This window comes from Kroppenstedtia sanguinis, from assembly GCF_050433445.1.
Taxonomy (GTDB): domain Bacteria; phylum Bacillota; class Bacilli; order Thermoactinomycetales; family DSM-45169; genus Kroppenstedtia; species Kroppenstedtia sanguinis.
Window position 1 is genome coordinate 45,916 of sequence record NZ_JBNPXF010000021.1, and the last position, 12,411, is coordinate 58,326.

At 51.1% G+C, this 12,411-nt stretch carries 11 protein-coding genes; 1 reads left to right on the plus strand and 10 read right to left on the minus strand.

What is annotated here, in order from left to right; translation table 11 throughout:
• Positions 1-19: 19 nt before the first annotated feature.
• The 10 genes from JOD24_RS12575 to sufC all read right to left on the minus strand — a co-directional run bounded on the left by JOD24_RS12575 (position 20) and on the right by sufC (position 11,293).
• A complete protein-coding gene (locus JOD24_RS12575; RefSeq protein ID WP_380164372.1) occupies positions 20-1,969 on the minus strand; it encodes an ATP-binding protein in 1,950 nt (649 codons plus the stop codon).
• Positions 1,966-2,895, minus strand: a complete 930-nt coding sequence (locus tag JOD24_RS12580; RefSeq protein WP_380164374.1) for a magnesium chelatase ATPase subunit I — start codon at positions 2,893-2,895, stop codon at positions 1,966-1,968. The genes JOD24_RS12575 and JOD24_RS12580 overlap by 4 nt, the downstream gene beginning before the upstream one ends.
• Complete coding sequence (locus JOD24_RS12585; protein WP_429247018.1) at positions 2,892-3,701, minus strand: ABC transporter ATP-binding protein; 810 nt, start codon at positions 3,699-3,701, stop codon at positions 2,892-2,894. Before JOD24_RS12585 ends, JOD24_RS12580 begins: the two co-directional genes overlap by 4 nt.
• Positions 3,698-4,705: a FecCD family ABC transporter permease gene (locus JOD24_RS12590; protein ID WP_380145779.1), complete on the minus strand. Its 1,008-nt coding sequence runs from the start codon at positions 4,703-4,705 to the stop codon at positions 3,698-3,700. The genes JOD24_RS12585 and JOD24_RS12590 overlap by 4 nt, the downstream gene beginning before the upstream one ends.
• Positions 4,692-5,675: an ABC transporter substrate-binding protein gene (locus tag JOD24_RS12595; RefSeq protein ID WP_380145781.1), complete on the minus strand. Its 984-nt coding sequence runs from the start codon at positions 5,673-5,675 to the stop codon at positions 4,692-4,694. The genes JOD24_RS12590 and JOD24_RS12595 overlap by 14 nt, the downstream gene beginning before the upstream one ends.
• 412 nt (positions 5,676-6,087) lie before the next feature.
• Complete coding sequence (gene sufB, locus JOD24_RS12600) at positions 6,088-7,515, minus strand: Fe-S cluster assembly protein SufB (RefSeq protein WP_429247019.1); 1,428 nt, start codon at positions 7,513-7,515, stop codon at positions 6,088-6,090.
• Between the two features lie 27 nt (positions 7,516-7,542).
• Complete coding sequence (sufU, locus tag JOD24_RS12605; RefSeq protein WP_380164380.1) at positions 7,543-7,980, minus strand: Fe-S cluster assembly sulfur transfer protein SufU; 438 nt, start codon at positions 7,978-7,980, stop codon at positions 7,543-7,545.
• Positions 7,967-9,187 (minus strand): cysteine desulfurase, encoded by a 1,221-nt coding sequence (locus JOD24_RS12610; protein ID WP_380164382.1) that lies wholly within the window; start codon positions 9,185-9,187, stop codon positions 7,967-7,969. The genes sufU and JOD24_RS12610 overlap by 14 nt, the downstream gene beginning before the upstream one ends.
• Positions 9,187-10,488, minus strand: a complete 1,302-nt coding sequence (sufD, locus tag JOD24_RS12615) for a Fe-S cluster assembly protein SufD (protein ID WP_380164384.1) — start codon at positions 10,486-10,488, stop codon at positions 9,187-9,189. Before sufD ends, JOD24_RS12610 begins: the two co-directional genes overlap by 1 nt.
• Before the next feature lie 16 nt (positions 10,489-10,504).
• Complete coding sequence (sufC, locus tag JOD24_RS12620) at positions 10,505-11,293, minus strand: Fe-S cluster assembly ATPase SufC (protein ID WP_380164386.1); 789 nt, start codon at positions 11,291-11,293, stop codon at positions 10,505-10,507.
• Between the two features lie 916 nt (positions 11,294-12,209).
• Here sufC and JOD24_RS12625 point away from each other — a divergent pair.
• Positions 12,210-12,411: hypothetical protein (locus JOD24_RS12625; protein WP_429247020.1), on the plus strand; the 202-nt coding region annotated here is incomplete at its 3' end.

Genomic DNA, 12,411 nt, shown 5'->3' on the forward strand with positions numbered 1-12,411 from the left:
ACTCCTTTGCAAATCAAACTTACCTATTGAAGAATACCCGTACTGTGTCTGCGATGCTTGAACTGGTCAGGTCGTCTAAGCGGCAATAGTGGGCATGCATCGCATGGGCTAGCGTTTCGGCTAGGTGCAGTTTCACAAAGCTTTGTTCCGTGTCGATGATTAATGACTGTATCCCCGCAGCATATATGCGTTTCCCCACCTCCTGGCTCTGGGAGATCGCATCCTGTACGGCAGAATCTGGACTCAGTCCGACATTCGCCTTTCCATCCGTTAATACAATCATGAATGGCAAAATTTCCGAGTCACGTCGCATCGCTTGGCATAACAATTCGTAACCCTTTTTTAATCCGTGGGCCAAGGGTGTCTTCCCTCCGGTTGGTAACTCGCGCAATTGTTTTTCAGCTAAATCCATACTGCGCGTGATCGGCAACACCTCGTTTGCACCTGCTTGCCGGAAAGTAACCATTCCCACCCGATCCCGCTTTTGATACGCATCTTGCAGTAAGGAAAAGATGGCTCCCTTCACAGCTTTCATCCGCTTTCCGGCTGCCATCGAACGGCTGCCATCCACCACGAATAACAGTGTGGCACCTGTCCGTTTTTCTCGAACCTTATACCGCAAGTCCTCCTTCGTAATGTGCCATACTGTCTTTCCAATGGAGCGTCGCATCTTCTGGTAAGGTGCCGCCGTACGTAATGTCGCATCCACTGCTATATTTGCCTCTGGCCCCTTCACTGTGGAGTATTTTACATAACGCCCCTGGTTCGTTCCCGATTGAGTCGTACTCCTTTTTCCCGATCCGCTACGGGCAGTGTTGCCACTTGTATTGGCAAACCATTTGTTGATCTGTATGCTTTGTCCGATACTTTCCACGGTTTCATGAATTGGATCCGGAGATTGCTGAGGGTGATCAAGTGGCTGCATGTCAGAGAAAGAGGGGCTTCGTTGGGACTCTTCACCTTTGTTAAGCTCGGCAGCTTCCGGTCCATGGGAAGCAGAACTTTCAGGAAGTGGGTCACTGTTTGGAGGATGCGATTCTGCTTTGTTCTGCTTTGTTTCATTCGGTTTCTCCTCTGATTCCCCTTTCTCCGTAGAATCACGTCTCACCCGGTGCAAAAGAACCAACTCGGCGGCCTGTCGTATATCACGCGCTTCCACCTGACTCCGCTTGTCCAAAGCCGCGATGGCTCTCGCCGCCTCCACTAGATAGTACTCTCCTCGGTGGCCGGCACACCTCGCCTCAGTCGATGTCAAGACCGCCAGTTGCAGCATCTCCTGGCTCACCTTCATATGGGAAAGAAACGCCTTCGCCTCTGTAATGGCTCCCCGTACTTTTCTCATCTCTTCATCCCAATAGGCTATAAAATCGCGGGGGCTTTGCTCATAAGCAATCACATGACCTGCGACTTGCCGGCGATAATCCACATCCGTTAAACTCGGCATGGAAATCACCATGCTGAAGCGGTCTAACAAATGGGGCGCTAACTCCCCTTCTTCCGGATTCATCACTGCAACCAGCAACCCCGCAACCGGATACGAAGCTGAGCCCCCTTCCCGTTCAATGGTATACTCTCCGGCTTCAACAGCTGTTACGATGGCGTGGACAGCGCCCTCATTCATTAGATGGATATCATCCACAGTTAAAATATGGCGATGTGCTTCCGCAAGCAATCCCGGTTGCAGCCACTTCTCCCCTGTGTCGAGCAGATGTTCCACATCCATACTGCCTAATAGACGGTCTTCTGTAACATGAAGCGGAACATTTACACATCGTTTCCACGGGAGCAAGGTGGCTAAACTACGGGCTAACACCGTTTTTCCCGTCCCGCTCGGTCCGGACAACAGTAGACTGTGCAGTCGTTCATTTACGGCTAACATCATGAGTGCTTGCTTTGCCTGATCTTGACCGACTACAGCACAAAAGGGAAACGTGGGGTTGAGGTTCTGGAAAGTCTGTGCTGGCATCATACCTTTACATCGCTCACTTCAGCAATGGCTTGTTCAATGCTCGCGTCAAAGTTCCTGTTTTCAAAGGGCGTTTGGCGCAGACGGTGGGGTAAAACAAGGGATGCGGCCTGCTCCATATCCTGGGGCGACACATTCTTTCTTCCATTCCAAGCAGCAAGGGTCTGTGCGGTTTTCATCATCATAATGTCGGCACGGTGACTGTGAATTCCCAGACGGACCGAGATCCGGGCTACAACGGCAAGCATCTCCTCCGTGATTTCAACGTCGGATAGCATCTCTTTGGCTTGCTCAATTTGCCTGACTAACCTCAACTGCCTCGGTGCATACTCGCGACAAAACGTCTCCGGATCCGCCTCGTAGGCGAGACGGCGCTGAATAACTTTCATGCGTTGCTGGACATCTGGCTCCCCGGTTACCTCCACTGATAAAGCAAACCGATCCGACAGTTGGGGACGCAAGTCGCCTTCCTCCGGATTCATCGTGCCTACCAAAACAAACTTCGCCGAATGGGTGAACGAGATTCCTTCCCGCTCCACCGTATTCACTCCCATCGCTGCAGCATCCAACAGCACATCTACCAGGTGGTCTTCCAGTAAATTGATTTCATCTACGTACAAAATATGACCATCTGCTTGGGCCAGCAGCCCAGGTTCAAACTTCTTTTCCCCATGCTTCATCACGTGCTCTATATCGAGTGTCCCGACGACGCGATCTTCTGTTGCACTGACCGGCAAGTTGACAACCTGCAGGCCGTCCAACAAATCGGCTAACGCCCGCACGGCGGTTGATTTCGCAGTCCCTTTTTCACCGCGGATGAGTACTCCGCCCAGTTTGGGATTGATCACGTTTAACAATAAAGCCTGCTTCATCTTATCCTGACCGACAATCGCAGTGAAAGGGTACACAGACCGGGATGATGTTGTCATTTGCTTGGTACGCCCTCTTTCCGTTTCGAACTGGACCTTTTTATGATCAATCTGAACTCCCCATCCTCCGGGTCCGTATAGATTTGTGCATCCACGTGAAACACCTCATTTAACATCCGTGGTGTCATCACCTCATGGGGTGGACCTTTGGCATACAGCCTCCCTTGATCCATGACCAAAATTTCATCGGAGTAAGCAGCCGCGTGGTTCATGTCATGCAAAACCATCAGGACGGACACACCGTGTTCGCGGTTGAGTTTTTTCACAACCTCCATGACTTCCAGTTGGTGGGACAAGTCCAAATAGGTCGTCGGTTCGTCGAGGAACAAGATTTGCGGCTGCTGGGCAAGGGCCATCGCAATCCACACACGCTGCCGTTCCCCGCCTGATAAAAGCGAAACGTTTTGCTCAGCCAAATGTTGAATATTCGTTTGTTCCATCGCCCACCCGATGATCTGCTCATCGTCTGCGTTCATTTTTTGCAGAAATGACTTGTGCGGTGAGCGTCCGTAAGAGACGAGCTGCTTGACAGCCACATCTACCTCTTCCGCTCCTTGAGTCAAAAAAGACATGGCACGCGCCACCTTTTTTGGCGAGATCTCGTACACATTCATCCCGCCAAGTAACACTTCACCTGATTTCGGCTTTAATTGCCGCACTAACATTTTTAACAACGTGCTTTTTCCGCTTCCATTCGGTCCGATAATGCTGTAGATCTTTCCTTTTGCAATCGTCATATTCAGGTCTGCAATCACCGTTTTATTTTGGAACCGTTGCACCAAACCTTTCGCCGAAAGTAAGCTCACATCGCTCTCCTCCGTAACAAATATAGAAAAAACGGTGCCCCTACTGCACCCATCATGACACCCACCGGAATTTCAATCGGTGCAAACATGAGGCGTGCCAACGTATCGCAAAATGTGATCACCACAACTCCTAACATGGCCGAGGCGGGGATCAGTACCCGATAGTCATTGCCGACCAACAACCGCGCCGCGTGAGGGACGATCAATCCGACGAAACCAAGCAAACCGGCCACACTTACGGCACTTGCCGCAAGTAACGTCGCTGTCGCCGTCATGACGAGTCGAATGACTTCCACCCGTGTCCCCAAGCTTTTCGCTGTCGTATCGCCAAGCATTAAAATATTCATCTTCTGCGACCCTAACCCTGCAATCAGCAAACCGAGAATCGTATAAGGGAGAATCGTTTCTAGATGGGGCCAGCTTCTTGCCGACAGACTGCCAGCCAAAAAGTCAATCGTGCCCGTCAAACGATCACTGTAAAAGGTTAGCAACGTGGAGATCCCCGCACCGAAAAAAGCAGATACGGCTACACCGGCCAAAATAATGCGAGTCGGAACCACACCGTTTTTCCAGGCGAGCACATAAACGATGAGAGCGGCACCCGATGCACCGATAAACGCAACGGGAATTAACAAGTGGGGCAGATGTGGGAACAGGATTAATACGGTCATGCCGAGCAGACCTGCCCCGCTCGATACACCAATAATGTGCGGATCGGCGAGGGGATTTCGCATCACACCTTGGAGCAATGCACCCGACACAGCCAAATTGGCTCCCACTAAAGCGGCGACCAACGTTCGCGGCAACCGAATATTCCAGATGATGTCCCCCATACCTCCCACTTGACTGTGAAAAAACAAATAACTCCAAACCTCTTTGAGCGATAGGGTGACTGCACCTGCGGAAACGCTGTACAGCATCGTCACCAATGCACTTGTGGAAAACAACACGAGCACACTCATCTTCCAACTACGTCGATCTCGTAAGGATTTACTTTTTTCCATCGTCAAAAATATCCGGATATACGATTTTGGCCATATGTAGCATCGATTGATCGTAAGCCAAACCGGGATTCGTTAAGTACCTTGCAGATGGAATCACCCTGACCCTGCCTTGCTGCACCGCTTTTAATGAAGCCCAGGCAGGATTGCCTTCCAGTTCCTTTTTGATTTTCTTCTCCCCTTGTTCTTGCGCCCCGTGAATCGTGATGAACACATAATCCGGCTGTGCCTCCACGAGTGCCTCCATACTGTACGGCACGGATGTTTGACTGCCATCTGGTTTAGGATTCATAGGTTTGGCCAGATTATCCATGCGCAATAACTCTCCGATCTCCAATGCTGTCGTATTCGCACGCTGAATGGACACGTTTGAGGGAGTCACATTCAAGACGACGAATGAAGGGCCGGATTTCGGTAATTTCGCGGAAATATCCTCCATCTTGCCTTCCGTCTCTTTCAGCCTTTGCTTCGCCTTTCCCTCGTTCCCCGTTATTTGTCCCAACAAGGCTGCTTTCTCTTTCACATCGTTAAACGAACGCATTTGCATTAAGGCGAAGGGGATCTCATTTCTTTTCATCAAGTCAGACAGTTTCCCATGAAATGACGGGGTGCCGATGACGAAATCCGGATTTAACGCCACCAATTTCTCCACATTAATTTGGTTAATCGTTCCAACCTCCGGTAGATCTTGTGCTGCCTTCGGAACCGGAGAAGAGTATGTGCTCATACGCCCGACCGCTTCCCCTTCCAGGTCATACAGCAACGTTAAAAATTCCGGAGAGAGCACGACAATACGCTTCGGTTGCTCCTTGAGTGTGACGGTTTTACCTGTGTCATCCCGAAATTTTAAAAACGGTGCAGATGTTGTTTTCCCTTCATCGCCTTGGGCTGTCGGATCTGGTGACTGACCGCAAGCCGTAACGACTAGAGTGATTAACAAAACCAGCGTGACCACGAATCGCCTGTATCGCATCCTTTTTAGCTCCCCCTGATGTATATCGTAATCTTTACGTTTTGAATCGTATCCTATTCTTTTTTGAAAGTCAAATCACAATCACAGATTTATGTATCAGATATAGGTTACAGTAGGGGATTTAACTCTGATTCCATCGTATATACCAAATCAAACCCCTTAAAAATCAATGGATGAACAAGTGGATACGCTTCGGAATCAATGTCGTTCTCCACTTGACGTTTGTTTCTGAAGTGAATAATATGTAGAAAGTAAATCGTAATCGTTACTTTTTATACATAATTTTTCATCGCTGGGACGCTCATTTAAAGACAAAAAAAACGTGTCTGTGTGACATAATCAAAGTCACTCAGACACGTGGATTCAGGCTCTCTCCCCTCATGTCGGGGAGAAACTTCAAGCACATTTGATGTTATCCGATACTGCCTTCCATTTCCATCTTGATCAGGCGGTTCATTTCCACGGCATATTCCATGGGAAGTTCCTTGGTGAAGGGTTCGATGAAGCCCATCACGATCATCTGGGTAGCTTCCTCTTCAGAGAGACCGCGGCTCATCAGGTAGAAGAGCTGTTCCTCCGACACCTTGGAAACCGTAGCCTCGTGCTCCAAGGTGATATCATCTGTCTTGATCTCGTTGTAAGGGATCGTATCGGAGGTGGACTGGTCATCCAGGATCAGCGTGTCACACTCCACCTTGGCCTTGGAGCCCTGTGCTTTTTTCCCGAAGCTGGATAGACCGCGGTAGGTCACTTTCCCACCATGCTTACTGATCGATTTGGACACGATGGTGGAGGTGCAGTTGGGAGCGAGAGCCGTCACCTTGGCTCCAGCATCTTGGTGTTGCCCTTTGCCCGCCACGGCGATGGAGAGCACATCTGCTTTGGCGCCCTCTCCTTTCATGATCACGGCGGGGTATTTCATGGTCAGTTTCGAACCGATGTTACCATCCACCCACTCCATATGGGCTCCTTTTTCGGCAACGGCTCGCTTGGTCACCAGGTTGTAGACGTTGGGAGCCCAGTTCTGGATGGTGGTGTAACGGCAACGGGCGTGATCCTTGACCACAATTTCCACCACGGCGCTGTGCAGGGAATCGGTGCTGTAGATCGGTGCCGTACATCCTTCCACGTAATGTACGAAAGATTCTTCATCGGCGATGATCAGCGTCCGCTCAAATTGGCCCATGTTTTGGGAGTTGATGCGGAAATAAGCTTGCAGCGGAACATCGCACTTCACCCCTTTGGGAATATAGATGAAGCTCCCACCGCTCCAAACCGCGCTGTTCAGAGCCGCAAATTTGTTATCTGTGGGGGGTACGATGGTGCCGAAGTATTCCTTTACCAGTTCCGGATACTCTTTGACGGCGGTATCCGTATCGCAGAAGATAACCCCTTGATCTTCCAGTTCCTTCTGCATGTTTTGGTAAACCACTTCCGATTCGTACTGAGCTGAGACCCCAGCCAGGAATTTCTGTTCCGCTTCGGGAATCCCCAAGCGGTCAAAAGTCCGCTTGATCTCCTCCGGAACTTCGTCCCAGGTGCGTCCCTGCCGTTCCGACGGTTTTACATAGTAAGTGATATCATCGAAATTCAGATCATCCAGCTTGCCCGGTAACAGAGAAAACCACTTGGAGTTTTCTGAGCTCGGCATCGGCATCTTGTAAAACTGTTCCAGCGACTTCAGACGGAAATCCAACATCCACTGCGGTTCATCCTTCATCCGGGAAATCTCTTCCACAATCTCCCGGGTCAATCCACGCTTCGAACGAAAAACCGAAACATCTTTATCATGAAACCCGTATTGATACTCCGAAGAAATATCGGGCAGTTCCTTCGCCATATTCATTCCCTCCTGTTCAGGGTGGAATCAGCCTTGATCCGCTGCTTCCCTCGCCCCTTTCTCCAGGGCCTTCCATGCCAGCGTCGCACATTTAATGCGGGCCGGGAATTTGGAGATACCCTGGAGGGCTTCAATATCTTCCAGTGGAAACTCCTCCGAATCCACCTCTTTGCCTTGCACCATACCGGAAAAGAGATCTGCCAGGTGCAACGCTTCTTCCAGGGTGAGTCCTTTGACGGCTTCCGTCATCATCGAAGCCGACGCCATACTGATCGAGCAGCCCTCACCCAGGAATTTTGCCTCTCGGATCTTCCCTTCATCCACATCCATCTGAATGGAGATTCGATCCCCACAGGTGGGATTATTCAAATCCACCGTGACTGCACTCTCTTCGATCCGGCCACGGTTTCTCGGTTTCTGGTAGTGATCCATGATCACTCTTCGATACAGATCATCCAAGGACATCGCCGAAAAACTCCTTCGTCTTTTGTACACCTTTCACCAGACGATCGATGTCTTCCTCATCATTATAGATGTGGAAACTGGCTCGGACTGTCGCCGGTACATCCAACCACCGCATCAACGGTTGGCAACAATGGTGTCCGGCTCGAACGGCGATCCCTTCAGAGTCAAGCACTGTGGCCACATCATGAGGATGGATTCCCTGGACATTAAAGGTGACCAATCCGATCCGGTCCTCCTGTGGCCCGTAAACTTCCAACCCCTCCATATTTCCCAGTACCTGTTGGGCATAAGCGGCCAGCTGGCGGTCGTGTTTTTCCACTTCCGCCATCCCGATTTCCTCCAGGTAATCGATCGCGGCACCCAGGCCGATCGCTGCCGCGATCACCGGAGTTCCCCCTTCAAACTTCCAGGGGAGCTCCTTCCACGTCGACTCATACAGACCGACGTCATCAATCATTTCGCCGCCGAACTCAACCGGCTCCATCTGCTCCAGCCACCGTTCCTTGCCGTAGAGGACACCGACCCCTGTCGGTCCCAACATCTTGTGACCTGAAAAAGCCAGGAAATCGCAATCCAGTTCCTGCACGTCCACTTTCATATGGGGGACACTCTGAGCTCCGTCCACCATGAGCACACCACCGTGGCGATGCACCATTTGGGCCAATTCCTTGATGGGAAAAATAGTTCCCAGAACATTGGACACCTGAGCGATGGCCACCAGTTTCGTCCGTTCGCTAATCATCTCGTCGGCTTTAGCCAGATCCAGTCTCCCATCCGATTCAAGGGGAAAGTATTTCAACTGGGCCCCTGTCACCTGGGCCACTTGTTGCCACGGGATCAAATTGCTGTGATGTTCCGAAGGAGAGATCAGGATCTCATCTCCCTCGGACAGATTTTTACGAGCGTAACTGGCGGCGACGAAGTTGATGGCGGTGGTGGTTCCTCTGGTGAAGATAATCTCTTGGGTGGAAGCGGCATGGATAAAGCGACGCACTTTCTCCCGAGCCCCTTCGTATTCTTCCGTGGCCCGATTCCCCAGAGTGTGAACTCCCCGGTGTACATTGGAATTATTTTTCTTATAATACTCTTCCACCGCTTCGATCACTTGAAACGGTTTCTGAGAGGTAGCTGAACTGTCAAGATAAACCAACGGATGTCCATTGATCTCCTGGTTCAGAATGGGAAAGTCTTTCGCATATCGACTCATCAGCCCAATTTCCTTTCAATCACACTGCTGATCTGTTCGCGCAGGGACTCAAAGGGAATCGTATCCAAGACCGGACCGACAAAACCGAAGATGAGCAGACGTTCCGCTTCCTGACGGGTGAGTCCCCGGGACATCAGGTAGAACATCTGGATCGGATCGATCCGGCCCACACTGGCCGCATGACCCGCTTGCACATCATTTTCATCGATCAGAAGGATCGGGTTGGCATCCCCACGGGCTTCCCCGCTGAGCATCAACACTTTTTCCGCCTGAACGCCGTTGGCCTTATGGGCGCCCTTTTCAATCTGGGTGATCCCGTTTAGGATCGTCTGTGCCTGATCCTTCATCACACCCCGTATCGTAATGTCGCTCTCGGTGTAGGTGTCCCCATGATTCACTGTAGCCGTGATATTGGAACGCTGATCACCGGAGCCGACAGTGATACCCTTGATGCGCACATTGCCACCGGATCCATTCATATTTGTGGTGTTGTCGGAGAGGGTTCTGCCTGAGTTCAGATCACCGACGATCCACTCCAGATCCGCATCCCGCCCCACTGCTGTCCGTCGGTAGGCGGTCTCTGTCACGCCAGAGCTGTGGGTGTGGAGAGATGCAATCCGCACCCGGCTGTTGTCGCCAGCAAACACTTCTACCGCTCCATTGATAACCGCCTCGGTGTCAGCATCGGAGATGAAGTTGGCCACCACATTGACATCACTGCCTGCCTCCGCTACCACCAACAGATGGGGGAAGGATCCAATTCCGCTTCCTTGCGTCCAGAAGAGAGCTTGGAAAGGAATCTCCACGGCCACATTTTTGGGCACATACAGGAAAAGCCCTCCACTGACCCATGCTGCGTGAAGAGCGGTCAGTTTATGCTCTTGGGGCTGAATCCCCTCTGTCATAAAGTATTTCCGGACCTGCTCTCCGTGATTGCGAACCGCAGTGGGCAGGTCGGTGAAGACAACTCCCTTGGCCGCTAGTTCCTCAGGCAACCGGCAATAGACCGGACTCGAATTTTTCTGGATAAACAGATTGTCTGTAATACCTCCGGAGATATAGGAACGGATCTCCTCCGGCAATTCTTCCGGTGAAGCCACTTTATCTTCCTTTTGGATCGGCTGGAAGTCGGTGAAATTCCAGCGGTCAATCCGTGTCTTTTGCGGTTTGGGGAGCGGAAGTTGGTCCGCCTGCTCCCACGCGCTCAGGCGACGTTGGAGCATCCAATCCGGTTCTTGCTGGGACTGAGAGAGTTGGATGATGGTTTCGCGATTAAATCCTTGTCTGGTATCCACATTCATCATGACTCCCCCTCCCTCACGACTGGCTCTCGACGGTTTCGTCTTCGATGCCCAACTCTTCCTTCACCCAGTCATAACCTTCCGCTTCCAGACGTTCCGCCAACTCCGGTCCACCGGATTTTACGATTCGTCCCTTCATAACCACATGAACAAAATCCGGTTTGACATAATTCAGCAGACGTTGGTAGTGAGTGATGATCAGGAAGCCGGCTTGGGGATCACGCATGGAGTTGACCCCATCTGCCACCACTTTGAGGGCATCGATATCCAAACCAGAGTCGATTTCGTCCAGAATGGTGATGCGCGGTTCCAGCATCATCATCTGGAGGATTTCGTTCCGCTTCTTCTCACCGCCGGAGAAGCCTTCATTCAGATAACGGTTGGCAAAGGATTCATCGATCTCCAGTTGGTCCATCTTTTTATCCAGCTGTTTCATAAATTTCATGATGGACAACTCATTGCCCTCACCCCGACGGGCATTCACGGCACTACGCAAAAAATCGGAGTTGGTCACACCGCTGATCTCGCTGGGATACTGCATGGCGAGGTACAATCCCTTACGAGCACGTTCGTCCACTTCCATCTCCAGGAGATCTTCCCCGTCCAGGCTGACGCTTCCCCCGGTCACTTCATAGCGGGGATGACCCATCAGCGCCTGGGCCAAGGTGCTCTTCCCGGTTCCATTGGGGCCCATGATGGCGTGAATCTCGCCGCCCTTCACTTCCAGGTTCACACCTTTGAGGATCTCCTTCTCCTCGATGGAAACGTGCAGATCGTTTATTGTGAGTTTAGGTGTTGTCGGCATTCTGCATTCCTCCATAGTCTGATCTAGCTCACCATTTATGCTAAACAAACGGGCCCAAAGGACCCTGTTTGCAGGTGGCAGGGGTGGATGATACGATTTGGAGTAAATGTGAGTAGATGCGGCAGATCCGCTTCCCTCACACCTGGCAACAAAATACTTTGAGTTGACTTCATTTTGAAAGTCATTCTCAATTTGTTCTCATTTCATTCTATCTCAGTTACTTAGGGGATTCAACCTCACAGTGTACTAAAATCATTTATGAAAACGCTAAGTTTCGGGGAGGGGCAGGTTTCACATGGATCGCCCTTGGATCGCAAAATCCCTGATACCGAAATGAATCCCTAGAACGATGGAGATCACTGCACAGGAGGGGTCCGATGAAGGCCAAACCCATCCGTTGCATCCAATGTTTCAAACAGCGTCCAGGAGGTCGGTGTTCCTATTGCCCCCTTCACCCCCAAAATCGTCCCCTCTACCGACCCGTGGGCAAAGGGTGGTATGAGCGGGTGGAGGAGTCCAGCCCGTCGAAGGAACCCCCGTCTTCTTCAAACACAAAGGAACAGTAGCGCAAGCCACCCCCAGAGGTGGCACTTTTTTTCTCCTGATGTAAGCCTGCGGATAGCTGTCTGGGATCGGATATTCTATAGGATAAAGTGGGGAATTTCACTAAAGGGTCATCGAGGCTGCCCATGCGGATTTCCATGCTTTCCAAAATTAAATAGGCCCGCTTTGACGGTTTGGGTGTGGGACGTAACCTCATGTTCCACACTCCCCGGAATTGGCCACGGAGATCAGTGGTGGACAAAAACCTATCCCCAGGTGCAATTAAAAGGCCCCCACTCTTCCCTGGTCTGCACTCAAGGGAAAATCGGGGACCTATGTTGATGAACCAGCAAATGAACGGTGGAAAGGAGTCGTGTGCGATCCAATCGACTTTTGCACTTGGGCACTACAATCTGAAATTAGGGATGCACCATGGGCACTACAATTTGAAATTAGGGATGCACCACAGGCACTACAATCTGAAATTAGGGATGCACCACAGGCACTACAATCTGAAATTAGGGATGCACCACAGGCACTACAATCTGAAATTAGGGATGCACCACAGGCACTAC